At 65.9% G+C, this 24,648-nt stretch carries 19 protein-coding genes; 8 read left to right on the forward strand and 11 right to left on the reverse strand.

What is annotated here, in order from left to right:
• Positions 1-134 precede the first annotated feature (134 nt).
• From DCN14_RS27965 to purN, 4 genes are all read right to left on the reverse strand, one after another.
• Entirely contained in the window at positions 135-1,331 is a 1,197-nt protein-coding gene (locus DCN14_RS27965; protein ID WP_096502325.1) for an acyl-CoA desaturase, read from the reverse strand.
• A gap of 232 nt (positions 1,332-1,563) precedes the next feature.
• On the reverse strand, positions 1,564-2,940 hold the full coding sequence (locus DCN14_RS27970) for a mechanosensitive ion channel domain-containing protein (protein ID WP_096502327.1): 1,377 nt from the start codon (positions 2,938-2,940) through the stop codon (positions 1,564-1,566).
• A gap of 15 nt (positions 2,941-2,955) precedes the next feature.
• The gene (locus DCN14_RS27975) at positions 2,956-4,218 is read right to left on the reverse strand and encodes an RsmB/NOP family class I SAM-dependent RNA methyltransferase (RefSeq protein WP_096502329.1); all 1,263 of its coding nucleotides are present in this window, start codon (positions 4,216-4,218) and stop codon (positions 2,956-2,958) included.
• Positions 4,215-4,877, reverse strand: a complete 663-nt coding sequence (gene purN / locus DCN14_RS27980; protein WP_096502331.1) for a phosphoribosylglycinamide formyltransferase — start codon at positions 4,875-4,877, stop codon at positions 4,215-4,217. The genes DCN14_RS27975 and purN overlap by 4 nt, the downstream gene beginning before the upstream one ends.
• A gap of 122 nt (positions 4,878-4,999) precedes the next feature.
• Between purN and DCN14_RS27985 the strand changes: the two genes are divergently transcribed.
• The 5 genes from DCN14_RS27985 to dut all read left to right on the forward strand — a co-directional run bounded on the left by DCN14_RS27985 (position 5,000) and on the right by dut (position 11,216).
• Positions 5,000-5,992, forward strand: coding sequence for a bifunctional riboflavin kinase/FAD synthetase (locus DCN14_RS27985; RefSeq protein WP_096502333.1), 993 nt, complete (start codon positions 5,000-5,002; stop codon positions 5,990-5,992).
• 101 nt (positions 5,993-6,093) lie between these two features.
• Positions 6,094-8,931, forward strand: coding sequence for an isoleucine--tRNA ligase (ileS, locus tag DCN14_RS27990; protein ID WP_096502335.1), 2,838 nt, complete (start codon positions 6,094-6,096; stop codon positions 8,929-8,931).
• A 3-nt stretch (positions 8,932-8,934) separates the two neighbouring features.
• Positions 8,935-9,435, forward strand: coding sequence for a signal peptidase II (gene lspA, locus DCN14_RS27995; protein WP_096502337.1), 501 nt, complete (start codon positions 8,935-8,937; stop codon positions 9,433-9,435).
• A gap of 67 nt (positions 9,436-9,502) precedes the next feature.
• Positions 9,503-10,714: a bifunctional phosphopantothenoylcysteine decarboxylase/phosphopantothenate--cysteine ligase CoaBC gene (coaBC, locus tag DCN14_RS28000; RefSeq protein WP_096502339.1), complete on the forward strand. Its 1,212-nt coding sequence runs from the start codon at positions 9,503-9,505 to the stop codon at positions 10,712-10,714.
• A gap of 55 nt (positions 10,715-10,769) precedes the next feature.
• Complete coding sequence (gene dut, locus DCN14_RS28005; RefSeq protein WP_096502341.1) at positions 10,770-11,216, forward strand: dUTP diphosphatase; 447 nt, start codon at positions 10,770-10,772, stop codon at positions 11,214-11,216.
• Positions 11,217-11,268: 52 nt separating this feature from the next.
• Here dut and DCN14_RS28010 read toward each other — a convergent pair whose 3' ends face one another.
• From DCN14_RS28010 to clpS, 4 genes are all read right to left on the reverse strand, one after another.
• Complete coding sequence (locus DCN14_RS28010; protein ID WP_096502343.1) at positions 11,269-12,039, reverse strand: hypothetical protein; 771 nt, start codon at positions 12,037-12,039, stop codon at positions 11,269-11,271.
• Positions 12,040-12,173: 134 nt separating this feature from the next.
• The gene (locus tag DCN14_RS28015) at positions 12,174-13,553 is read right to left on the reverse strand and encodes an amino acid permease (RefSeq protein WP_096502345.1); all 1,380 of its coding nucleotides are present in this window, start codon (positions 13,551-13,553) and stop codon (positions 12,174-12,176) included.
• A 103-nt stretch (positions 13,554-13,656) separates the two neighbouring features.
• Complete coding sequence (gene clpA / locus DCN14_RS28020) at positions 13,657-15,957, reverse strand: ATP-dependent Clp protease ATP-binding subunit ClpA (RefSeq protein ID WP_096502347.1); 2,301 nt, start codon at positions 15,955-15,957, stop codon at positions 13,657-13,659.
• Positions 15,954-16,268, reverse strand: a complete 315-nt coding sequence (gene clpS, locus DCN14_RS28025) for an ATP-dependent Clp protease adapter ClpS (RefSeq protein WP_006398529.1) — start codon at positions 16,266-16,268, stop codon at positions 15,954-15,956. Before clpS ends, clpA begins: the two co-directional genes overlap by 4 nt.
• A gap of 548 nt (positions 16,269-16,816) precedes the next feature.
• Between clpS and DCN14_RS28035 the strand changes: the two genes are divergently transcribed.
• A complete protein-coding gene (locus tag DCN14_RS28035) occupies positions 16,817-17,020 on the forward strand; it encodes a cold-shock protein (RefSeq protein ID WP_004196460.1) in 204 nt (67 codons plus the stop codon).
• Between the two features lie 181 nt (positions 17,021-17,201).
• Here the strand turns inward: DCN14_RS28035 and DCN14_RS28040 are convergent, their stop codons facing one another.
• Positions 17,202-18,800, reverse strand: coding sequence for a multicopper oxidase family protein (locus DCN14_RS28040; protein ID WP_096502349.1), 1,599 nt, complete (start codon positions 18,798-18,800; stop codon positions 17,202-17,204).
• Positions 18,801-19,465: 665 nt separating this feature from the next.
• Between DCN14_RS28040 and DCN14_RS28045 the strand changes: the two genes are divergently transcribed.
• Complete coding sequence (locus tag DCN14_RS28045) at positions 19,466-19,690, forward strand: hypothetical protein (RefSeq protein ID WP_043190017.1); 225 nt, start codon at positions 19,466-19,468, stop codon at positions 19,688-19,690.
• A gap of 129 nt (positions 19,691-19,819) precedes the next feature.
• Here DCN14_RS28045 and DCN14_RS28050 read toward each other — a convergent pair whose 3' ends face one another.
• Together DCN14_RS28050 and icd are read right to left on the reverse strand one after the other, a co-directional pair.
• On the reverse strand, positions 19,820-22,048 hold the full coding sequence (locus DCN14_RS28050; protein WP_096502351.1) for an NADP-dependent isocitrate dehydrogenase: 2,229 nt from the start codon (positions 22,046-22,048) through the stop codon (positions 19,820-19,822).
• A gap of 280 nt (positions 22,049-22,328) precedes the next feature.
• The gene (gene icd / locus DCN14_RS28055) at positions 22,329-23,585 is read right to left on the reverse strand and encodes an NADP-dependent isocitrate dehydrogenase (protein WP_096502353.1); all 1,257 of its coding nucleotides are present in this window, start codon (positions 23,583-23,585) and stop codon (positions 22,329-22,331) included.
• Positions 23,586-23,863: 278 nt separating this feature from the next.
• Here icd and DCN14_RS28060 point away from each other — a divergent pair, with 278 nt between their 5' ends.
• Positions 23,864-24,442, forward strand: coding sequence for a pseudouridine synthase (locus tag DCN14_RS28060; protein WP_096502355.1), 579 nt, complete (start codon positions 23,864-23,866; stop codon positions 24,440-24,442).
• The last annotated feature ends 206 nt before the right edge of the window (positions 24,443-24,648 follow it).

Here is a 24,648-nt window from a genome sequence, read left to right on the forward strand (position 1 = left end):
TGCCACGTCGGTGCTGCCCCAAGCCTCATACGAATTCCGGCACGTCCGGTCGTCCCGTGAAAACCGGCCGCCCAAAAGAAAAAACCCCGCCAACGCGGGGTTTGTGACGTCCTGAGATTCTAATCGATTTCGAATCAGGCGTAGCGACGCAGGCGTGTCGCGAATTCCTGCAGCGACTTGATGCCGCTTTGTTCCGCGCGATGGCACCAATCCTGCAATTGCGCGAGCAGCTGTTCGCGCGACGCGGTCGAGCGATCCCAGATCGCGGCCAGATCCTGGCGCAGCTGGAAGTACGTATGCAGCTTCTGGCTGTTCGCGAAGATCTCCGGCAGCAGCTTCTTCTGCGGCTCGTCGAGGCCGTCGGCATCCTTGTGGAACCACTTGCGCGCGCCGCGCATCAGTTGGTACTTCTCGCTCGAACCGAGCTCCTTCAGGTGCGCGAGCTCCTGGCGGTAGGCACGCTTCACGGCCTTGCCGTAGCGCGCCATCACTTCGTAGCGGTTCGACAGCACGGCCTGCAGCGTTTCCTGGTCGAGCACCGTCTTCGGCTTGTTCAGGCGCGGCGTCGGCGCGACCTTCTTCACCTTCGCGAGACCGAAAGCCGACATGATGCGGATGTACATCCAGCCGATGTCGAACTCGTACCACTTGTTCGACAGCTTCGCCGACGTCGCGAACGTGTGGTGGTTGTTGTGCAGCTCTTCGCCGCCGATCACGATGCCCCACGGGAACAGGTTCGTGCTCGCATCGGCCGAGTTGAAGTTGCGATAGCCCCAGAAGTGACCGAAGCCGTTGACAACGCCAGCCGCCCAGAACGGAATCCAGACCATCTGCACGGCCCACACGGTGAGGCCGATCACGCCGAACAGCGCGACGTCGATCACCATCATCATGCTGATGCCGAGAATCGGATACTTCGAGTAGAGATTGCGTTCGAGCCAGTCGTTCGGCGTGCCGTGACCAAACTTGCGCATCGTCTCTTCGTTCTTCGCTTCCGCGCGATACAGCTCCGCGCCTTCGAGGAACACCTTCCAGATGCCGCGCGTCTGCGGGCTGTGTGGATCTTCCTCGGTCTCGCACTTCGCATGGTGCTTGCGGTGAATCGCGGCCCACTGACCCGTCAGCATGCCGGTCGTCATCCACAGCCACAGGCGGAAGAAGTGGCTCGCGATCGGATGCAGTTCCAGCGCGCGGTGCGCCTGGCAGCGGTGCAGATAGACCGTCACGCCGATAATCGTCACGTGCGTGACGGCCAGCGCGAACAGCGCGACCTGCCACCACGAAAAACGCAGGAGCCCGTGGGAAAGAAAATCGAGCAGGGAATTCAACAAGGCAGTTACCTGTGATGAGAGCGACGCCGGCTCGCGCAAGCGTCAGAAAAATGAAAGCATACCGCGTGTAGACCGGAATTTTACTTCAACCGTTCCAAGTCTTTGTAAAAAATGAATATTTTCTTGTCATGAAGCAACGCGGACAGTCCATCGACGGACCCGGAAAGCCCCGCGATCCGGTTCTGGCCGCCCGACGGCGCCGATTCGGCCCGTTCGCGCCGGCGCGACGCGCCTAAGCGGTCGACGCCTGCCCGTCGGCCAGGCCGCTGCCGGCCACGGGTACGCCGTCGGCCACCGCGCCGGTCGCGGCAAACTCCCCCGGCAGGCCGACCACGCGCACTTCGCGCTGCGGGAACGGAATCGAGATCCCGTGCTCGCCGAAGAGCCGCCAGATGTTGCGGTTCACCGCCGAGCGCACGCCCGACGTGCCCTTCGCCGCATCCTCGATCCAGAAGCCGAGCTCCAGGTCGATCCCGTCCGCGCCGAAGCTGACCAGGTACGGCGCCGGCGCCGGCTCGGCGAGCACGCGCGGCACGCCCTTCGCGGCCTCGGCGAGCACCGTGAGCGCGTGTTCGACGTCGCTCGTATAGGCGACCTGCACGGCGACCTTCGCGTAACCGCGCGTCAGGTACGACGACTGGTTCTGCACGACGTCGGTGATCAGCTTCTCGTTCGGGATCAGCGTCTCGTTGCCGTCGAGGCCGCGCACGACCGTGTAGCGCGTGCGGATCTGCGTGACGATGCCCTGCAGCCCGCCGACGCTGATCGCGTCGCCGAGCCGCAGCGAGCGGTCGAGCAGGATGATGAAGCCCGATACGTAGTTGCTCGCGATCTTCTGCAGCCCGAAGCCGAGACCGACGCCGAGCGCACCGCCGAACACGCCGAGCACCGTCACGTCGATGCCGACGAGCGACAGCCCGATCAGGATCGCCGCGAACACCAGCAGCGCGCGGCCGACCCGCGACAGCACGACCTTCAGGTTCGCATCCAGCGTGCTCGAGCGCGCGAGGCGTTCCTCGAGCACCGAGCCGAGCCACATGGCGACCATCAGCGTCACGCACACCCACAGCGCGCCGGAAATCACCGACAGCAGCGTGAGGTGCGCATTCGCGACGCGAAACTGCACGCTGTCGAGCCACGCGATCACGTCGGACTGGATCCCGAGCACGGTAAACACCATCGCCGCCCACACGATCACCGACACGATCTTCTCGACGACCGACAACCACGCATGCGTGTGGCCGTCGCGCGCGAACACGCGCCGCGCGAAGAAGAACAGCACGTAGATGAGCCCGATGCCGAACAGCGGCACGAGCGCGAGCGACAGCAGCGACGTCGACATGAACGGGTCGAACGCGAGCTGGGCCGCCAGCACGAACAGCCCGCCGAACAACGGGAACAGCGCGCGCTTCAGGCTCTGCGCGCCGGCGCCCGGCACGCGGCCGGCAACCCGCCGGCGTGCGTCGATGCGGCCGTGCACGAAGCGCGCGGCCACCCACGCGAAACACAGCGCGCCGACCAGGATCGCCGCCTGCCAGATCATCACCGGCTGGTTGAAGTCGCGGATGACCGACGCGAGCCGGTGCGACAGCAGACGATTCTGCATCATCCGTGCGCGCTGCCGTTACTGCGGGCGCCGTTCCAGCACCGCGGCGAAGAAGCCGTCGGTGGCGTGGCGGTGCGGCCACAGCGACAGGTAGTCGCCGGTTTCGATTTCGATGCGCTGGTCGGCCAGCACCTTCTGCGCGGGGACCAGCACGAACTCCGGATGGTCGGCCAGGAACTGCTCGACGATGGCTTCGTTCTCCGCGTCGAGCACGCTGCAGGTCGCGTAGACGAGGCGGCCGCCCTTCTTCACGAGACGCGCCGCGCTCGCGAGGATCGACGCCTGCTTCGGCGCGAGCTCGTCGATCGACGTGCGCGTCTGGCGCCACTTGAGGTCGGGATTGCGGCGCAGCGTGCCGAGGCCGCTGCATGGCGCGTCGACCAGCACGCGGTCGATCTTGCCGGCGAGCCGCTTGATCTTCGCATCGTGCTCGCTGTCGATCAGCACCGGATTCACGTTCGACAGACCGCTGCGCGCAAGGCGCGGCTTCAGCTTCGTGAGACGCTTTTCCGATACGTCGAACGCGTACAGGCGCCCGGTCGAGCGCATCATCGCGCCGAGCGCGAGCGTCTTGCCGCCGGCGCCCGCACAGAAATCGACGACCATCTCGCCGCGACGCGGCGCGACGAGCGAGCACAGCAGCTGGCTGCCTTCGTCCTGCACCTCGATCTGGCCTTCCTCGAACAGCTTCAGGCGCGTGAGCGCCGGCTTGCCGACGACCCGCACGCCGTACGGCGCGAACGGCGTCGCGCCCGCGTCGATGCCGTTCGCGCGCAGCGCGTCGATCACCTGGTCGCGCGTCGCCTTCTGCGCATTGGCGCGCAGGTCCAGCGGCGCCGGGTAGTTCAGCGCGGCGGCGAGCTGCCCGAGCTCGTCGGCGTCGAAACGGGCCGACAGCGCCTGGTAGATCCAGTCCGGCAGGTTCGTGCGCACGCGCACCGGCAGGCTCGCCGGATCGATCTTCGACACGTGCTCGAGCCACGCGGCCTCGGTGTCGGACACGAACGGCTTCAGCGCGTTGCGGCCGAGCGTCTGCATCAGGCCGAGCAGCGTGAGGCGCCGCGCGGGGCTGCCCGTGCCGCTCTCGGCGAGATGCGAAAACTCCATCTTGCGGCGCAGTACCGCGAACACCGCCTCGGCGATCACGCCGCGCTCGGCGTGGCCGAGTTTCGGATGCGCGCGGAAGAACCGGCTCGTCGTCGCGTCGGCCGGGCCGGCGAATTTCAGCACCTCGGCCAGCAAGGTCTCGGTCTGGCCAATCAGGAATCCGTGCAGCTTCATACGCCCTCGCTCGTTTCGGTATGCGGTTGATCCGCGAAAATCCAGCGCGCCTCTTCCGGCGCCACCACTGCCCGCCCGTTCTCGAGGCGCAGGCGCCCCTCGACGAACCAGCGCACCGCACGCGGATACAGCACGTGCTCGACCGTCAGCACACGCCGCGCGAGCGCGGCCGCGTCGTCGCCCGCGCGCACGGGCACCGCGCCCTGCGCGACGATCGCGCCGCTGTCGAGTTCGGGAATGACGAAATGCACGCTCGCGCCGTGCAGCGCGACGCCGGCATCCAGCGCCTGCTGGTGCGTGTGGATGCCCTTGAAGCTCGGCAGCAGCGACGGATGGACGTTCAGCAGCCGGCCCTCGTATCGTCTGACGAAAGCGGGCGTCAGGATACGCATGAAGCCGGCCAGCACGACGAGATCGGGGGCGAAACGGTCGATTTCGGCGGCGAGTGCCGCATCGAAGCTGTCGCGGCCGTCGAACGACCGATGGTCGACCACCGCGGTCGCCACCCCGTGCGACGCGGCAAAAGCCAGGCCGGCCGCATCGGGCCGGTTGGCAATCACGGCGGCAATCTCGGCCGGCCAGCGTTCCTGCGCGCACGCGCGGACGATGGCCTCCATGTTGCTGCCGCGACCGGAAATCAGTATCACGAGTTTTTTCATCCGCGAATTTTACCATTCGCCCTCGCGTTTCCCCCCTTCTCGGCCGCCGGGCCGCCCGAACGTTTATAATCTTCTGCTTTGCGGCATCCCACCGCCCATTCCCCGACGCTGCATCCGCTATCGTGAAAGTCTTCCGCGGCCTGCCCAACGCCGAAAGCCGCGCGCCTTGCGCGCTGACGATCGGCAACTTCGACGGTGTCCATCGCGGCCACCAGGCCCTGCTCGCGCGCGTGCGCGCGGCAGCGGACGCGCGCGGCCTGCCCGTGTGCGTGATGACGTTCGAGCCGCACCCGCGCGAATTCTTCAATCCGGCCGGCGCGCCGCCGCGCATCGCGATGCTGCGCGACAAGCTCGAAGCGCTGCGCGATCACGGCGTCGACCGCGTCGTCGTCGAACACTTCAACCATACGTTCGCGAGCCAGTCGCCGCAGGCGTTCGTCGAACGCACGCTGGTCGGCGGGCTGCACACGCGCTGGATGATGGTCGGCGACGATTTCTGCTACGGCGCGAAGCGCGCGGGCACCTTCGACACGCTGAAGGCCGCCGGCGAACAGTACGGCTTCGAGGTCGAGCAGATGGGCACGGTCGCCGGCAGCGACGGCACGCGCATCTCCAGCTCGGGCGTGCGCGCCGCGCTCGGCGCGGGCGATCTCGATGCGGCCGCGCAGGCGCTCGGCCACGGCTACGCGATCAGCGGCCACGTCGCGCACGGGCTCAAGCTCGGCCGCGACCTCGGCTTCCCGACGCTGAACCTGCCGATCGCGCACAAGCGGCCGGCGCTCGCGGGCATCTTCGTCGTGCAGGTGCACGGCCTCGGCCCCGCGCCGCTGCCGGGCGTCGCTAGCCTCGGGCTGCGCCCGACCGTCGACGATTCGGGCCGCGTGCTGCTCGAGGTTCACCTGCTCGACTGGCACGGCGACGCGTACGGCAAGCTGATCCGCGTCGAATTCCTGAAGAAGCTGCGCGACGAGGCGAAGTTCGACGATCTCGAGGCGCTGTCGCGCGCGATCGCGCTGGACGTCGCCAATGCGCGCGCGTACTTCATCGAGCGCGACCGCGCGCCGGGCAGCCGTGCAACCGGCTTCTCGACGTCCGCGACCGACCGAATTAGCTGATCCGGCCGGCGGCGCCCCGCGCCGCCCTCCTCGCGCCGCCGACCGCGCGCATCCCCGATTCACGACGCACGAGCGTCCCCCGATTTGATAGCGATCCCATCATGAGCAACAAGAAAGCCGATTCGAAACCGCAGGCCAAGTATCCGGTCAACCTGCTCGACACGCCGTTCCCGATGCGCGGCGACCTGCCCAAGCGCGAGCCGCAGTGGGTCAAGGAGTGGGAAGAGCGCGGCATCTACGAGAAGATCCGCGCGGCGAGCAAGGGCCGGCCGAAGTTCATCCTGCACGACGGCCCTCCGTATGCGAACGGCGACATCCACCTCGGTCACGCGGTCAACAAGATCCTGAAGGACATCGTCGTCAAGTCGCGCAACATGGCCGGCTTCGACGCGCCTTACGTGCCGGGCTGGGATTGCCACGGGATGCCGATCGAGATCCAGATCGAGAAGCAGTTCGGCAAGTCGCTGCCGGCGGCCGAAGTGATGAGCAAGGCGCGCGCGTACGCGACCGAGCAGATCGAAAAGCAGAAGGTCGGCTTCAAGCGCCTCGGCGTGCTCGGCGACTGGGCGAACCCGTACAAGACGATGAACTTCGTCAACGAGGCGGAAGAAATCCGCGCGCTCGGCAAGATCATCGAGAAGGGCTACGTGTATCGCGGGCTGAAGCCGGTGAACTGGTGCTTCGACTGCGGCTCGGCGCTCGCCGAGGCGGAAGTCGAATACAAGGACCGCACCGACCCGACGATCGACGTGATGTTCGCGTTCGCGGAACCGGAAAAGACCGCGCACGCATTCGGCCTGCCGGCGCTGCCGCGCGCCGAGGGCGGCATCGTGATCTGGACCACCACGCCGTGGACGATTCCCGCCAACCAGGCGCTGAACCTCCATCCGGAAATCGTCTATGCGCTGGTCGACACCGAGCGCGGGCTGCTGATCATCGCGGAAGAACGCGTCGAAGCCTGCATGACCGACTTCAAGCTGACCGGCCGCGTCGTCGCGACCGCGCCGGGCGTGAAGCTCGCGAACCTGCGCTTCCACCACCCGCTCGCGTCGGCCCACCCCGGCTACAAGCGCACCGCGCCCGTCTACCTCGGCGACTACGTGACGACCGACACCGGCACCGGCGTCGTGCACTCGTCGCCCGCCTACGGCATCGAAGACTTCATGTCGTGCAAGGCGCACGGAATGACCGATTCGGACTTCATCAACCCGGTGATGGGCGACGGCCGCTACATCGAATCGCTGCCGCTGTTCGGCGGCCTGTCGATCTGGGACGCGAACCCGAAGATCGTCGAGGCGCTGAACGCGGCCGGCTCGCTGCTGCGCAGCGAGAAGTACACGCACAGCTACATGCACTGCTGGCGCCACAAGACGCCGATCATCTACCGCGCGACGTCGCAGTGGTTCGCCGGCATGGACGTGACGCCGCGCGACGGCGGCAAGACGCTGCGCGAAACGGCGCTCGAAGGTGTCGATGCGACCGCGTTCTACCCGTCGTGGGGCAAGCAGCGCCTGTTCAGCATGATCGCGAACCGTCCCGACTGGACGCTGTCGCGCCAGCGCCAGTGGGGCGTGCCGATGGCGTTCTTCGTGCACAAGGAAACCGGCGAGCTGCATCCGCGCACGCTGGAGTTGCTCGAGGAAATCGCGAAGCGCGTCGAGCAGTCGGGCATCGAGGCGTGGCAGTCGCTCGACCCGCGCGAGCTGATCGGCGACGACGCGAACCTGTACGAGAAGAACCGCGACACGCTCGACGTATGGTTCGACTCGGGTACGACGCACTGGCACGTGCTGCGCGGCTCGCACAAGGATCAGTTGCAGTTCCCGGCCGACCTGTACCTCGAAGGCTCGGACCAGCACCGCGGCTGGTTTCACTCGTCGCTCCTGACCGCATCGATGATCGACGGCCGCGCGCCGTACAAGGGCCTGCTCACGCACGGCTTCACCGTCGACGGCGAAGGCCGCAAGATGAGCAAGTCGCTCGGCAACGGCGTCGACCCGCATGAAGTCGCGAACCGTCTCGGCGCGGAAATCATCCGCCTGTGGATCGCATCGACCGACTACTCGGGCGAGCTCGCGATCTCCGAGGAAATCCTGAAGCGCGTGACGGAAGGCTATCGCCGCATCCGCAACACGCTGCGCTTCCTGCTCGCGAACCTGTCGGATTTCGACTTCGCGCAGCACGCGGTGCCGGTGGAAGAATGGCTCGAGATCGACCGTTACGCGGTCGCCTTCTCCGCGCAACTCCAGACGGAACTGCTCGGCCACTACGAGAAGTACGAATTCCACCCGGTCGTCGCGAAGCTGCAGACGTACTGCTCGGAGGATCTCGGCGGCTTCTATCTCGACGTGCTGAAGGATCGCCTGTACACGAGCGCGCCCGATTCGCGTGCGCGCCGCTCCGCGCAGACCGCGCTGTACCACCTGGCACATGGCCTGCTGCGCGTGCTCGCGCCGTTCCTGTCGTTCACGGCGGAAGAAGCGTGGAAGGTGTTCCAGCCGGCGAGCGACACCGTGTTCACGGAAACGTACTACGCGTATCCGGAAGTCGCCGGCTCGGCCGCGCTGATCGAGAAGTGGGCGCTGCTGCGCGACGTGCGCGGCAACGTGACGAAGGCGCTCGAGGAAGCCCGCACCGCGAACCGCATCGGTTCGTCGCTGCAGGCCGAAGTGGCCGTGCATGCGAGCGGCGCGCGCTACGACGCGCTCACGAGCCTCGGCGACGACCTGAAGTTCGTGCTGATCACGTCGGCGGCGACGGTCGTGAAGGTCGACGACGACGCGCAGGAAAGCATCGACGTGGCGGCTTCGAAGTACCAGAAATGCGAACGCTGCTGGCATTACCGCGAAGACGTCGGCGCGCACGCCGACCATCCGACGCTGTGCGGCCGCTGCTTCTCGAACCTGTTTGAAAACGGCGAAATCCGGAGCGCTGCTTAAACCATGGCAAAAACCGTGTCGAAACCGGCCAGCGGCGCGCTCGCGCCCTGGCTCGGCATTTCGCTGATCGTGATCCTGTTCGACCAGCTGTCGAAGATCGCGATCCTGAAAACGTTCGCGTACGGCGCGCAGCACGCGCTGACGTCGTTCTTCAACCTCGTGCTGGTGTACAACCGCGGCGCCGCGTTCGGCTTCCTGTCGACCGCGAGCGGCTGGCAGCGCTGGGCGTTCACCGCGCTCGGCATCGGCGCGACGCTCGTGATCTGCTTCCTGCTGCGCCGCCACGGCCAGCAGCGACTGTTCAGCCTGTCGCTCGCGATGATCCTCGGCGGCGCGCTCGGCAACGTGATCGACCGGCTCATCTACGGTCACGTGATCGACTTTCTCGACTTCCACCTCGGTGCGTGGCACTTCCCGGCGTTCAATCTCGCCGACTCCGCGATCACGGTCGGCGCAGTGCTGCTGATCTACGACGAGTTGCGTCGCGTGCGCGGCACGCGCTGAGCGCGCATACTCCGTGTCGACGGCCGGCTTCGCGCCGGCCGTTCCGTTTGATCCTTGGAGGCCTGAGTTGGCACACGCAGAACTCGCAGGAAAGCACCTCGTTCTCGGCCTGACGGGCGGCATCGCCTGCTACAAGATCGCCGAGCTCACCCGGCTGCTCGTGAAGGCAGGCGCGACCGTGCAGGTCGCGATGACGGAAGCCGCGACCCAGTTCATCACGCCCGTCACGATGCAGGCGCTGTCCGGCCGGCCCGTGTACACGAGCCAGTGGGACGCGCGCATCGACAACAACATGGCGCACATCGACCTGTCGCGCGAAGCCGACGCGATCGTGATCGCGCCCGCGTCGACCGACTTCCTCGCGAAGCTCGCGCACGGGTTCGCGGACGATCTGCTGTCGACGCTGTGCGTCGCGCGCGACTGTCCGCTGCTCGTCGTGCCCGCGATGAACCGCCAGATGTGGCAGAACCCGGCCACGCAACGCAATGCCGCACAGTTGCGTGCCGACGGCGTGTCGGTGCTCGGCCCCGATTCCGGCGCGCAGGCATGCGGCGAAGTCGGCGACGGCCGCATGCTCGAGCCCGAAGCGATCTACGAAGCGATCGTCGCGCACTTCGCGCCGAAGGTGCTCGCGCACCGCCGCGTGCTGATCACGGCCGGCCCGACGTTCGAGCCGCTCGATCCGGTGCGCGGCCTGACCAACCGCTCGAGCGGCAAGATGGGCTTCGCGCTCGCGCGTGCCGCGCAGCAGGCCGGTGCCGACGTACACCTCGTCGCGGGGCCGGTCGCGCTCGACACGCCGTGGGGCGTCTATCGCCAGGACGTGCAGACCGCCCAGCAGATGTACGACGCCGTCATGCATGCCGTAAACGACGCCGACATCTTCATCGCGGTGGCCGCGGTCGCCGACTGGCGCGTCGCCCAGCCCGCCGAGCACAAGATGAAGAAGACGGCCGACCGCAAGATGCCCGAGCTCGCGTTCGTCGAGAACCCCGACATCCTCGCGTCGGTCGCGGCACTGCCCGCTCCGCCGTTCTGCGTCGGCTTCGCGGCCGAAAGCGGCGACCTCGACGTGCACGGCGACGAGAAACGCAAGCGCAAGAACGTGCCGCTGCTGGTTGGCAACCTCGGCCCGCTGACGTTCGGTCGCGACGACAACGAAGTCGTGCTGTTCGAAGCGGGCGGCCTCACGCGCCTGCCGCGCGCGCCGAAAGACGAGCTCGCGCACACGCTCGTGGCCGAAATCGCGAAGCGCCTGCCCGACAACCGCCTGATCTGATCTCCCGCGCGGCGGCCGTCGCTGCCGCGCCCTTCCCGACTCATCCGACGACCGCATGAAACTCGACCTGAAGATTCTCGACGCGCGCATGCGCGACTACCTGCCTGCCTACGCGACCACCGGCAGCGCGGGCCTCGACCTGCGTGCGTGCCTCGACGCGCCGCTGACGCTGAAGCCGGGCGAAACGGCGCTCGTGCCGACCGGCCTCGCGATCCATCTCGCGGATCCCGGCTATGCGGCGCTGATCCTGCCGCGCTCGGGCCTCGGCCACAAGCACGGGATCGTGCTCGGCAACCTCGTCGGCCTGATCGATTCCGACTACCAGGGCCAGTTGATGATCTCGACGTGGAACCGCGGCCAGACCGAGTTCGTGCTGAACCCGTTCGAGCGCCTCGCGCAGCTCGTGATCGTGCCGGTGATGCAGGCGCAGTTCAACATCGTCGACGACTTCGCCGAAAGCGAGCGTGGCGAGGGCGGCTTCGGCAGCACCGGCCGTCACTGAACGCACGGCGCAATAAACAAAGGGGCCGCGCGGCCCCTTTGTTCGTTTCCGCTCAACGGTCTGCCGTCTGCGCGATCCGTATGGGCATCCGTTCGCGTCGCCGCGCCTGCGCGATGCTCGCATAAATCACCATCGCAACCAGCACGCCGAGCAGCACCGCCGACGAACCGATCGTGCCGAGCGCGAGACCGCCCTTCGCCACCGGCTTCGTCAGCAGGTCGCCGACCGTCGCGCCGAACGGACGCGTGAGCACGAACGCTGCCCAGAACAGCAGCACACCCGAGATCCGCGTGAAATAGTGCGCGAGCACGATCAGCACGAGCAGCCCGCCGATCAGCAGCGCGCCGCCGCCAAAGCCGAGGCCCGAGCTGTCCGCGAGGAAATCGCCGAGCGCGGTGCCGAGCGTGTTCGAGAACAGGATCGCGATCCAGTACAGCAGTTCGACCTTGCGCGTGCGGATCAGGTCGACCGACAGCGATTCGCCGCTCAGGCGCCACACCGCGAAGATCGCCAGCAGGATCGCGACGAGGATCGACGAGCCGGCCGCGTAACCGAGGCCGAGCGTGCGGTCCATGAAATCGGACATCGTCGTGCCGGCCGTGCTGGTCGCGACGATCACGGCCCAGTAGATCGCCGGGCGATAGCCGGTCGCCCTGAGCTGCGCGCCGAGCGTGACGAGAAAGAAACCGAACAGCAGGATCGAGCTCACCGCGTAGCCGACGTTCAGCGTCATCGACAGCAGGTCGCCACCGGTTTCGCCGAGCGTCGTCGCGCAGATCTTCATGATCCAGAACGCGAGCGTGATTTCGGGAAGTTTGTTCATTCGAACCCCTTGGCAGGAAAGCGGCGCGCCGGCACGGGCCGGCGCGCATCGCGGACAGGTTCGAATGTAGCGGCTGCCGGCTTAACGGAACCTTAGCAACCTTGCTGCGCAACCTGCAGCGCCGAAGGCACGCGTCAGCGCGCGTGGCGGTGCCGGTAGTGCAGCGCGTATGCGAGCGTCAGCAGCACGACGAACACGACGCCGACCATCATCGTCATCCGGAATTCACGCGTGAACGCGGTCGTGAACAGGATCGCCGCGACGAGGCCCGCGCCGAGCAGGCTGCCGAACGGGTGCCCCCACATCCGGAACGCGAGCGCCGGGCCGCGATACTGCGCGCGAAAGCGCAGATGCGTGACGAAGATCATCAGCCACGTGAACAGCGCGCCGAACATCGCGATCGCCATCATCACGGTAAACGCGGTGTCGGGGGACAGCGCGACGAGCACCGCCGCGACCGCGACGCCGCTCGTCGAGATCCACAGCGCCGCACGCGGCACGCCGTTCGCGCCGAGCCGGCCGAACACCGCCGGCGCGAGCCGCGCGCGCGACAGGCTGAACATCATGCGCGTCGTCACGTAGAGCTGGCTGTTCATCGCCGACAGCGCCGCGATCAGCAGCACGAAGTTGATCACGCCTGCGGCATACGGCACGTGCGTCGCGGCCATCACCTTCACGAACGGGCTTTCGTCGGTGCCGGCCTGCGTCCACGGCACGATCGCGAGCATCAGCGACAGCGTCAGCAGATAGAACAGCACGAGCCGGAACACCGTCGAGCGGAACGCGCGCGTGACCGCGTGCTGCGGATCGCGCGCCTCGCCGGCCGCGATCGCGACCGCCTCGATGCTCATGTAGCTGAAGATCGCGACGATCACCGCGACCCACGTTCCCCACGGCCCTTTCGGCATGAAGCCGCCGTGCGCGGTGTAGTTCGCGAAACCGATGCCCGACGCCGCCGGCGCCGACCACACGAGATATGCGCCGAGCACGATGAACACGATGATCGCCGCGATCTTCAGCAGCGAGAATGCATATTCGACGGAACCGTACAGCGTGACGCTCGCGAGGTTCACCGCGATCAGCAGCGCGGAGAAGCCGATTACCCAATACCAGCCGGGCACGGCTGGAAACCAGTACTTCATGAACACGGCGATCGCGCTGATTTCGGTGCCGATCGCGAACACGACCGCGAACCAGTACGCGTAGCGCACGAGAAAGCCCGCGAGCGGGCCGACGTAGTGCTCGGCATACGCGCCGAACGAGCCGGCCGTCGGATGCGCGACCGTCATTTCCGCGAGCGCGCCCATCAGCAGCAGCGCGATCAGCGCGCCGATCGCATACGAAACGAGCACGCTCGGGCCGGCGAGCCCGATCGCGAAGCCGCTGCCGAGGAACAGGCCCGTGCCGATCGCTCCGCCGATCGCGATCATCGCCATCTGCCCGGACGTCAGCGCATGGCGCAACCCTTGTTCGCGCGCGACGATGTTGTCGAACGACCGTTGTTGTTGTGTCACTGCGTTACCACTCCCCTGCACCACCACGGCGCCACCGGCGCCAGATAAAACGAAACGGCGCGGAGAACTTCCCGCGCCGTTCGCATGAACAACGAATTATCGCTTACTCGACCTCGACCGTCTCTTCGTTCGGCTTGTGCGGCGGATTCGCCAGCTTGTCGAACGACAACTGCACCTTGTCGCTTTCGTCGACGTCGACCGTCACGTGGCCGCCGTTGACGAGCTTACCGAACAGCAGCTCGTCGGCCAGCGCGCGACGGATCGTGTCCTGGATCAGCCGCTGCATCGGCCGCGCGCCCATCAGCGGGTCGAAGCCGTGCTTCGCGAGATGCTTGCGCAGCGCGTCGGTAAAGAGCGCGTCGACCTTCTTCTCGTGCAGCTGTTCCTCCAGCTGGATCAGGAACTTGTCGACCACGCGCATGATGATTTCCTCATCGAGCGAGCGGAAGCTGATGATCGAGTCCAGGCGGTTGCGGAACTCCGGCGTGAACAGGCGCTTGATGTCGGTCATCTCGTCGCCCGTTTCGCGGCGCGTCGTGAAGCCGATCGTCGCCTTCTGCATCGACTCGGCGCCCGCGTTCGTCGTCATGATGATGATGACGTTGCGGAAATCCGCCTTGCGGCCGTTGTTGTCCGTCAGCGTGCCATGATCCATCACCTGCAGCAGCACGTTGAAGATGTCCGGATGCGCCTTCTCGATTTCGTCGAGCAGCAGCACGCAATGCGGCTTCTTCGTGACGGCTTCCGTCAGCAGGCCGCCCTGGTCGAACCCGACGTAGCCCGGCGGCGCGCCGATCAGCCGGCTCACCGCGTGACGCTCCATGTATTCCGACATGTCGAAGCGGATCAGCTCGATGCCGAGCGTGAACGCGAGCTGGCGCGCCACTTCGGTCTTGCCGACGCCCGTCGGGCCGGAGAACAGGAATGCGCCGATCGGCTTGTCCATCTTGCCGAGGCCCGCGCGCGCCATCTTGATCGATGCGGCAAGCGCGTCGATCGCCGGATCCTGGCCGAACACGACGCTCTTCAGGTCGCGATCGAGCGTCTGCAGCTTGCTGCGATCGTCCTGCGACACGCTCTGCGCCGGCACGCGCGCGATCTTCGAGATGATTTCCTCGATCTCGCTCTTGCCGATCGTCTTCTTCTGCTTCGACTTCGGCAGGATGCGCTGCGCGGCGCCCGCTTCGTCGATCACGTCGATCGCCTTGTCCGGCAGGTGACGGTCGGTGATGAAGCGTGCCGACAGCTCGGCCGCGGCCGACAGTGCGCCCGACGAATACTTGACGCCGTGGTGCTCCTCGAAGCGCGACTTCAGGCCGCGCAGGATCGCGACCGTCTGCTCGACGGTCGGCTCCGTCACGTCGACCTTCTGGAAGCGCCGCGACAGCGCCGCATCCTTCTCGAAGATGCCGCGATATTCGGTGAAGGTGGTCGCGCCGATGCACTTGAGCGTGCCCGACGACAGCGCCGGCTTCAGCAGGTTCGACGCGTCGAGCGTGCCGCCCGATGCGGCGCCCGCGCCGATCAGCGTATGGATCTCGTCGATGAACAGGATCGCGTGCGGACGCTCCTTCAACTCCTTCAGCACCGTCTTCAGACGCTGCTCGAAGTCGCCGCGGTACTTGGTGCCCGCGAGCAGCGCGCCCATGTCGAGCGAGTAGACCTGCGCGTTCGCGAGGATGTCCGGCACTTCGCCGCGCGTGATGCGATAGGCGAGCCCTTCCGCGATCGCGGTCTTGCCGACGCCGGCTTCGCCGACGAGCAGCGGATTGTTCTTGCGGCGACGGCACAGCACCTGCACGACGCGCTCGACCTCGGGCTCGCGCCCGATCAGCGGATCGATGCGGCCGTCCTTCGCCATCTGGTTCAGGTTCTGCGTGAACTGCGCGAGCGGCGTTTCCTTCTGCGCATTCGCGTCGTCGCTTTCCGCGCTCGCATCGGTCGACTTCGCGGCTTCGCCGCCGTTCGTCTTCGCGATGCCGTGCGAAATGAAGTTCACGACGTCCAGGCGCGTCACGCCCTGCTGCTGCAGATAGTAGACCGCGTGCGAATCCTTCTCGCCGAAGATCGCCACCAGCACGTTCGCGCCGGTGACTTCCTTCTTGCCGTTCGACGTCGACTGGACGTGCATGATCGCGCGCTGGATCACGCGCTGGAAACCGAGCGTCGGCTGGGTATCGACATCGTCGGTGCCCGGGACGGTCGGCGTGTTGTCGTGGATGAAATTGCGCAGGTTCTGACGCAAGTCCTCGATGTTTGCCGCGCACGCGCGCAACACCTCGGCTGCCGTCGGATTATCCAGCAGGGCCAGCAGCAGATGCTCGACCGTAATGAACTCATGGCGCGCCTGGCGTGCTTCCATGAACGCCATGTGCAGGCTGACTTCCAATTCCTGGGCAATCATGCTTCCTCCATCACGCACTGCAGCGGATGCCCGGCCTGCCGCGCATGGGTAACGACTTGCTCAACCTTGGTCGACGCGATGTCCCGCGTATAGACCCCACAAACCCCTCGCCCTTCGCGATGAACCTTCAGCATGATCTGCGTGGCCGTCTCGCGATCCTTCTTGAAATACTCCTGTACGACCATCACGACGAACTCCATCGGCGTGAAGTCGTCGTTCAGCAGCACCACCTTGTACATCGAAGGCGGCTTGAGCTTCTGCTGCTTGCGTTCCAGGACGGTGCTGTCCTGCTTGTCCGGGATAATCGCCATACACCCATTCTAAACAACTCGGACAGGCCCGCAATCCTGCCATTACCCGACCGACCGGCCGGCGCCCTCCCTGGTTCCCGACGACACGCAATCGTCTTCGTGCCATACGAAAGCCGGCTGCGGTGCCGGCTTTCACGCATGGCGCGGAACACGAACCGTCAGGGGGGAAACCGCACCGGACCATTGCATCCGTGTCCAGTATCCCACAAGCCGGGACGACTCGATCGCGTGTCACTCGAGCCTGGTATATGAGCCGATTATGCGACTTTTCAAGTCCGCGCGCTTGGCGGCATGCTGCAAAGCAAAGCCGGAAAAACCCTGAAAATGGGTTCTTTACAACGTCCCTCCAACCGTCTAAAAATTCCTCTTGACACTTAAATAAAGAGCGCCAACAATCAAGCTGGCACTTTTTTCAATTCGCCAGCCGGTGAAATGAAAGAGGCCGAAGGTGAGCTTGTGAGGGGGGAACGGCTGCATTTTCCGGTCGTTTAGCTTTTCGAGCGTGCTCGTGGTAAGTAGCAGCGACTGTGTGACAGGGGAAGTAGGAAATGGCAACTGGTATCGTTAAATGGTTCAACGACGCGAAGGGCTTCGGTTTCATCACTCCCGACGAGGGCGGTGAGGATCTGTTTGCGCACTTCTCGGCCATCAACATGCAGGGCTTCAAGACCCTGAAGGAAGGCCAGAAGGTGAGCTTCGAGGTCGTTCAAGGCCCGAAGGGCAAGCAAGCGTCGAACATCCAGGCCGCATAAAGGCACCGGATATCGGACGAAGAAACCCGGCATTGCGCCGGGTTTCTTTTTTTTCAGGCCGGCCATTCGTTAATTCGATTGGCCGGCCTTTTCGTTCAATCCCGATAATTGAACACATATTGTCTTGTTACACGCCCGGATCGAATGCCTGTCATTCGCGTGAAACATATTCGACGTCTCGTTACACGACCTTCAGCGTGCCCATCATGCCGAGATCCTCGTGTTCGAGAATGTGGCAGTGAAACATGCGCTCGCCGGACATGTCCTGCGACACGCGTATCGTCACGGTTTCGCCGCTGCGCACGTTCACGGTATCGCGCCACGCGCGGAACGGTTCGCTCGTGCGCACCCCATCCGATGCACGCTCGATCACCTGGAATTGCGTGCCATGCAAATGGAACGGGTGATCCATGTCGGTCGCGTTGCGGATGTCCCAGCGCTCGATGTCGCCGCGGCGGCTCGTCAACGTCGCGCGATGCGGCGCGTAAGTCGCACCGTTGATCGTGAAGCGCATGCCTGCCGGGCGGCCGTGCGCCGGGCCGCTCATCATCGCGTCCATGTCCATCTCTTCGCCGAACTCGACCGTCTTGCGCGCGACCGGCTCGCCTAGGGCCGGCACCGCGCGCAGCGTCGCGGGCAGCGCGCGGGCGGCCGCCGGCGCAAAGGTGACGTCGGCGAGTGCCAACACCGGGTCGGGCGGCAGGCTGCCGTGGCCGTCGTCGTGCGACATCGCCATCTTGCGGCGGTCGTATTCGGCCGCCTGCAGCACCGCGCGCGACGCACGGTCGCCGGCACGCACCAGCAGCTCCGCGCGCTCGCCGGGCGCAAGCAACAGCGACGTGACGTGGCGCGGGGCATCGATCAGCCCGCCGTCGGTGCCCGCATGCTCGAACGTGCGGCCGTCGTCGAATGCGACGCGCAGATAGCGCGCGCTGCAGGCATTCCACACGCGCCAGCGCTCGTCGCCGGCCACGTCGATCCGCGGCCGGCGCGCGCCGTTCACCAGCACGAACTGGCCCTCGCGGCCGTTCATCCAGTCCATCATGTCGTTCGGCGGAATCGTGCCGTCACGGGCGAGCTTCAGATCGGACACGAACAGGTTGCGCTCGGGCCAGCCGGCGAGCGGGTCGTCGGCAGCGCGCACGACGAACGGGCCGGCCAGCCCGCGGAACACCTGCTCGGCCGTCATCATGTGCGGATGCGGGTGATACCAGTAAGTGCCGGCGCTGCCCTTCGGCAGCGTGAAGCGGTACACGCGCGATGCGCCCGGCGCCACGGGATCGGACGGATTGCCGTCCTGATCCGGCGGCACGGGCAGCCCGTGCCAGTGGATGGTCGACGGCTGCGGCAGCTTGTTCACGAAGCGGATTTCGACGGTGTCGCCCTCGCGCACGTCGATCAGCGGGCCGACGACCGGCCCCTGCGTGCCCGTGCCGAACTGCCAGAACGTCGTCGGCCGCGCGCCGTGCAGCATCGAACGCGCGACCGGCTGCGCGACCAGCGTGGCGCGGAACGTGCCGGCTTCGCGGCTTTCGTTCGCGAGCGTGCGCAACGATGCGAGCGGCGCACCGGCCGGCAGCGCGTCGGGCGCCGCGAGCGCGGCCGGCGCCGGCTTGCCGTGCTGCGCGTGGCCCGCCATGCCCGACATCCCGGGCATGTCGTCCATCTGATCCATGCCGGCCATGCCCGCGTGACCGGCATGCTGCGCCCACGCGGTGCGCGTGAACAGCGATGCGGCCGCGATGCCGATGGCGTGCGACAGGAAGGTTCTCCGTATCATCAATCGTTCCTCGTTGTTCATTATGGGTACTGCGTCGCGCGGCCGCCGCGACGCGAAACCCGATGCCCGCGTCATCATAACCGCAGCCCCCGGGCGAAACGCCGCGACACCGGACGAGCGGCGATACGCCGCAGCACGCAGGCTCGTCGGACCAACCGGGTGCGGTCGCGCGACGCCGTCGAGCGCCTGCGCGCGCCGCTATTTGCATGCGCTGTATCGCCATGCGCCGAACCCGTCAGCCCACCGCCCCTGCCCGCCTTCCAACCCCTTGCCCGGGCCCGTCAGCCCCCATCGCTCGCCCCGCGATCCGCACGCCACATTCGGTCGATTCGCGAATCCGTCTATTTTTCACGATGTGGAACAAGTCTCTGCCTTATAAAAATTCGTGGTGCGAGGCACAAATTTGCCGTTTCGCGATGCCAAAAATCATTCCGCAATACAAAACGAATGAAATAACACACTGTTTTTAAATGGAAATTTTTGTTTCGAGAAAGCGTTCTACGCGCACCATCGGATACGGCCGCGGACGTAGACTTTGTTCCATGCACTGACGCTTCGCCACCCGGTTCGATACGGAACCGGCGCAAGCAGCCAGTCGGGCCATAGCCGGATGAGCCGGCGGGCGGCACAACAGAATCGCTTGTGATCAGAAAGGGAGAACGGAAATGAAGGGATTTCGCTTTGGTTCAGCGCTCGGGTCGTTCTACATCCTGCCGGGTAACGGCGGCTGGGAAGCGACGTTCGGCAACGCACTGCTCGGCGCGTTCTCGTGCCCGGAAGTGGCGGCCGACCACATCTCTCGCGGCGACTGCGAACAGCCGTCCGAACTGGACACGGCCACGCTGGAAGTGCCGCACGAAATCGCCGAATGGGAAATCGTTCACGTCTGAATGACGCGCCTGCAACGAAAAACGCCCCGGGCGACCGGGGCGTTTTCATGTTCGGCGGGACGGCGAGCCGCGAGGCCCGCCGTGTCGGCTGTCGCCGTTGCCGTGGCACGCGCGACTGCGCGGCCGGCGTCAGGCGACTGCGTCGACGATGCCGTTCAGCGTTGCGCTCGGGCGCATCGCCTGGCTCGTCAGCTCGACGTTCGGACGGTAGTAGCCGCCGATCGCCTGTGCCGTGCCCTGCGCGGCCGACAGTTCTTCCAGAATGCGCGCTTCGCTGTCGGACAGCGACTTGGCGACGCCTTCGAACTGCGCCTTCAGCGCCGCATCTTCGGTCTGCTCGGCCAGCGCCTGCGCCCAGTACAGGCACAGGTAGAAATGGCTGCCGCGGTTGTCGAGACCGCCGACCTTGCGTGCCGGCGACTTGTTCTCGTCCAGGAACTTGCCGGTCGCCTGGTCGAGCGTCTTCGCAAGCACGAGCGCCTTCGGGTTCTGGTAAGCGTGGCCAAGGTGTTCGAGCGACGCGGCGAGCGCGAGGAATTCGCCGAGCGAATCCCAGCGCAGGAAGCCTTCCTCGACGAACTGCTGCACGTGCTTCGGCGCCGAACCGCCCGCACCCGTTTCGAACATCCCGCCGCCTGCCATCAGCGGCACGATCGACAGCATCTTCGCGCTGGTGCCGAGTTCCATGATCGGGAACAGGTCGGTCAGGTAGTCGCGCAGCACGTTACCCGTGACCGAGATCGTGTCCTTGCCCGCGCGGATGCGCTCGAGCGAGAAACGCGTCGCGTCGACCGGCGTCATGATGCGGATGTCGAGGCCGTTCGTGTCGTGATCCTTCAGGTAGCGTTCGACCTTCGCGATGACCTGCGCGTCGTGCGCACGCACCGGATCGAGCCAGAACACGGCCGGCACGCCGGTCGCGCGTGCGCGGTTCACCGCGAGCTTGACCCAGTCCTGCACCGGTGCGTCCTTCGTCTGGCACATGCGCCAGATGTCGCCCGACTCGACCGCGTGCTCGAGCAGCACGTTGCCCGCTTCGTCGGTGACGCGCACGACGCCGTCGGCCGGGATCAGGAACGTCTTGTCGTGCGAACCGTATTCTTCAGCCGCCTGCGCCATCAGGCCGACGTTCGGCACGCTGCCCATCGTGACCGGGTCGAACGCGCCGTGCTGCTTGCAGTCTTCGATCACGGCCTGGTAGACGCCCGCGTAGCAACGGTCCGGGATCACGGCCTTCGCGTCGTACAGTTCGCCGTCCGGGCCCCACATGCAGCCCGACTCGCGGATCATCGCCGGCATCGATGCGTCGACGATCACGTCGCTCGGCACGTGCAGGTTGGTAATGCCCTTGTCCGAGTTGACCATCGCGAGGCTCGGGCGCAGCGCGTATTCGGCCTTGATGTCGGCTTCGATCGCTTCGCGCGTGTCGGCCGGCAGTTCCTTCAGGCGTGCGTACAGGTCGCCGATACCATTGTTCGGGTTGAAGCCGGCCTGCGCCAGCACGTCCGCGTGCTTCGCGAGCGCGTCGCGGTAGAACACCGACACGAAGTGACCGAACATGATCGGGTCGGAGACCTTCATCATGGTCGCCTTCAGGTGCACCGAGAACAGCACGTCCTGCGCCTTCGCGTCGGCGATCTGCGCTTCGATGAAGCTGCGCAGCGCCTTGCGGCTCATCACCGATGCGTCGATGAGTTCACCGGCCTTCACGGCCGTCTTTTGCTTCAGCACCTTCTTCACGCCGTCGGTGGTCGTGAGTTCGATCTTCACGCTGCCGGCATCGGCGATCAGCGCCGACTTTTCGCTGCCGTAGAAGTCGCCTTCGCTCATGTGCGAGACGTGCGCCTTCGACGTCGACTTCCATGCGCCCATCTTGTGCGGGTGCTTGCGTGCGTAGTTCTTGACCGACAGCGGCGCGCGGCGGTCGGAATTGCCTTCGCGCAGCACCGGGTTCACCGCGCTGCCCTTGATCTTGTCGTAACGGGCCTTGACGGCCTTCTCTTCGTCGGTCGACGGATCTTCCGGATACGCCGGCAGCGAGTAGCCCTGCGCCTGCAGTTCGGCGATCGCGGCCTTGAGCTGCGGCACCGATGCGCTGATGTTCGGCAGCTTGACGATGTTCGCTTCAGGCTTCAGCGTGAGCTGGCCCAGTTCGGCCAGATCGTCGGAACCCTTCTGCTCCGGCGGCAGGACGTCGGCGAACGCCGCGATGATACGGCCGGCGAGCGAGATGTCGCGCGTTTCGACGGCGACGCCGGACGAGCGCGTGAAGGCCTTGACGATCGGCAGCAGCGAATAGGTCGCGAGCGCGGGCGCTTCGTCGGTGAGGGTGTAGATGATCTTGGGCGAAGTGGACATGGTCGATGCGTTGCTACGTGAAAATGGGGACTGGAGAGCGCCGGCGGTAACCGGCGGGGAGCGACCGGGTGGGCCGCGAAAGGAGCGCGCCGGCTCAACCGGGCGGTGATGTTGCGAGGGCCGTCATGTTCTACCTTGCAGGGCATCCGGGCCGCATCGCGGCGCCGCGGCCCGCATGCCGGACCGCCCTGCCAACAAACCTGCCATCCATGAAACGCTCCGGCGCCGGCAGTCAGCGCCGGGGCGGCCGGCCATCGGCCGGCCCACCCCGGAAGGGGTCTTACATGTTCTCGATCAGCACTTCGCCGAAGCCGGAGCACGACACCTGCGTCGCGCCTTCCATCAGGCGCGCGAAGTCGTACGTGACGCGCTTCTGCAGGATGGACTTCTCCATCGCGGCGATGATCGTGTCGGCTGCTTCCGTCCAGCCGAGGTGGCGCAGCATCATTTCCGCCGACAGGATTTCCGAACCGGGGTTCACGTAATCCTTGCCCGCGTACTTCGGCGCCGTGCCGTGGGTCGCCTCGAACATCGCGACCGAATCCGACAGGTTCGCGCCCGGCGCGATCCCGATGCCGCCGACCTGCGCGGCCAGTGCGTCGGAGATGTAGTCGCCGTTCAGGTTCAGCGTCGCGATCACGTCGTATTCGGCCGGGCGCAGCAGGATCTGCTGCAGGAACGCGTCGGCGATCGAATCCTTGATGACGATCTCGTTGCCCGTCTTCGGGTTCTTCACGCGCATCCACGGGCCGCCGTCGATCAGCTCGCCGCCGAACTCCTTCTGCGCGAGCGCGTAGCCGGCGTCACGGAACAGGCCTTCCGTGAACTTCATGATGTTGCCCTTGTGCACCAGCGTGACCGACTTGCGATCGTTGTCGATCGCGTACTGGATCGCCTTGCGCACGAGACGCTCGGTGCCTTCGGTCGACACGGGCTTCACGCCGATCCCCGAGGTTTCCGGGAAGCGGATCTTCTTCACGCCCATCTCGTCCTGCAGGAACTTGATGACCTTCTTCGCCTGCTCGGAACCCGCGGCCCATTCGATGCCCGCGTAGATGTCTTCCGAGTTCTCGCGGAAGATCACCATGTCGATCTTTTGCGGCTCGCGCACCGGCGACGGCACGCCCTTGAAATACTGGACCGGGCGCAGACACACGTACAGGTCGAGTTCCTGGCGCAGCGCGACGTTCAGCGAACGGATCCCGCCGCCGACCGGGGTCGTGAGCGGCCCCTTGATCGACACCACGTATTCCTTCAGCACCTGCAGCGTTTCGTCCGGCAGCCACACGTCCGGGCCGTACACCTTCGTCGCCTTCTCGCCCGCGAAGATCTCCATCCAGTGGATCTTGCGCTTGCCCTTGTACGCGTGCGCGACCGCCGCGTCGACGACCTTGATCATGACCGGCGTGATATCGAAGCCGGTGCCGTCGCCTTCGATATAGGGAATGATCGGCTGATCGGAAACGTTGAGCGTAAAGTCCTTGTTGACGGTGATCTTGTCACCGCCCTCCGGTACCTTGATGTGCTGATACGGCATGATCGACTCCAGTGACGTGGCTGAGCAGGTGATGCTGGTCGAAACTGCGCACGCGGCGAGGCGGCCTTGCCACCCCGCGACGGCAACAGCGAGCCGCTATTCTAGCGCCCCAACCGGGGCCGGCGGCACGAAGCGCGGCGCTGCGTATCAAGTTTCCCCCTTATGTCTTATATAAGACAGAGGACTTGCCGTTCCGTATTATGCATTAAGATTCCGCCATTTGCCATAGACCGCCCGCCCCGCTTCCCCTTGCGGCACGCCGGGCACGCCGCCTCGCCATGACCCTGATCGCCCTCAACAAGCCGTTCGGCACGATTTGCCAGTTTTCCGCGCACGAGACGCGGCCGTCGCTCGGCGACTGGGTAAAAACGCCCGGCGTCTACCCGGCCGGCCGGCTCGATGCGGACAGCGAGGGCCTGCTGCTGCTCACCGACGACGGCGCATTGCAGGCGCGCATCGCGGAACCGCGCCACAAGCTCGTCAAGCGCTACTGGGCGCAGGTGGACGGCGCGCCGGGCCCGGCCGACCTGAAGGCGCTCGCGCGCGGCGTCGATCTCGGCGACTACGTGACGCGCCCGTGCCGCGCCGAATTCATCGAGCCGCCCGGCGCGCTGTGGCCGCGCAATCCGCCGATCCGCTACCGCGCCGCGATCCCGACCACGTGGATCGAGCTCGCGATCACCGAAGGCAAGAACCGGCAGGTGCGCCGGATGACGGCCGCGATCGGCTTCCCGACGTTGCGTCTCGTGCGCGTCGGCATCGGCGCGCTCGACATATTCGCGCTCGGCATTGCACCGGGCGAAACAATTGTGCTGCCGCCACGGGCGCCGTGGGACGGTTTCGCGCACGGTTCGTAACCGCGCCGGCAACTTTCGATTTTTTTCGTCATCTTTTTCGTCAACCGCCGGCGAAGATCGCGCGTTAAACCACGCAGATGCCACCCTTAGCTATCCGGCATTGGCAGCCGAACCGGTATTGGCGTGTTTGCGTCACGAAAGCGACGCTTTCTTCGAATACGATTCGGCGCCCGCAGCGCACAGAGAAATTTCTCGAAGCGTCTGTC

Origin of the sequence: Burkholderia sp. IDO3 (assembly GCF_003366075.1) — a bacterium.
Taxonomy (GTDB): Bacteria; Pseudomonadota; Gammaproteobacteria; order Burkholderiales; family Burkholderiaceae; genus Burkholderia; species Burkholderia anthina.

What these genes read in the sequence shown, in the direction of transcription:
- DCN14_RS28010 (WP_096502343.1), bottom strand. Translation starts at nt 12,039, where the DNA reads ATGAACAAACTTCCCGAAATCACGCTCGCGTTCTGGATCATGAAGATC.
- lspA (WP_096502337.1), top strand. Translation starts at nt 8,935, where the DNA reads ATGGCAAAAACCGTGTCGAAACCGGCCAGCGGCGCGCTCGCGCCCTGG.
- clpA (WP_096502347.1), bottom strand. Translation starts at nt 15,957, where the DNA reads ATGATTGCCCAGGAATTGGAAGTCAGCCTGCACATGGCGTTCATGGAA.
- DCN14_RS28050 (WP_096502351.1), bottom strand. Translation starts at nt 22,048, where the DNA reads ATGTCCACTTCGCCCAAGATCATCTACACCCTCACCGACGAAGCGCCC.
- DCN14_RS28060 (WP_096502355.1), top strand. Translation starts at nt 23,864, where the DNA reads ATGACCCTGATCGCCCTCAACAAGCCGTTCGGCACGATTTGCCAGTTT.
- DCN14_RS27975 (WP_096502329.1), bottom strand. Translation starts at nt 4,218, where the DNA reads ATGAAGCTGCACGGATTCCTGATTGGCCAGACCGAGACCTTGCTGGCC.
- DCN14_RS28045 (WP_043190017.1), top strand. Translation starts at nt 19,466, where the DNA reads ATGAAGGGATTTCGCTTTGGTTCAGCGCTCGGGTCGTTCTACATCCTG.
- purN (WP_096502331.1), bottom strand. Translation starts at nt 4,877, where the DNA reads ATGAAAAAACTCGTGATACTGATTTCCGGTCGCGGCAGCAACATGGAG.
- dut (WP_096502341.1), top strand. Translation starts at nt 10,770, where the DNA reads ATGAAACTCGACCTGAAGATTCTCGACGCGCGCATGCGCGACTACCTG.
- DCN14_RS28035 (WP_004196460.1), top strand. Translation starts at nt 16,817, where the DNA reads ATGGCAACTGGTATCGTTAAATGGTTCAACGACGCGAAGGGCTTCGGT.
- icd (WP_096502353.1), bottom strand. Translation starts at nt 23,585, where the DNA reads ATGCCGTATCAGCACATCAAGGTACCGGAGGGCGGTGACAAGATCACC.
- clpS (WP_006398529.1), bottom strand. Translation starts at nt 16,268, where the DNA reads ATGGCGATTATCCCGGACAAGCAGGACAGCACCGTCCTGGAACGCAAG.
- DCN14_RS27970 (WP_096502327.1), bottom strand. Translation starts at nt 2,940, where the DNA reads ATGATGCAGAATCGTCTGCTGTCGCACCGGCTCGCGTCGGTCATCCGC.
- DCN14_RS28040 (WP_096502349.1), bottom strand. Translation starts at nt 18,800, where the DNA reads ATGATACGGAGAACCTTCCTGTCGCACGCCATCGGCATCGCGGCCGCA.
- ileS (WP_096502335.1), top strand. Translation starts at nt 6,094, where the DNA reads ATGAGCAACAAGAAAGCCGATTCGAAACCGCAGGCCAAGTATCCGGTC.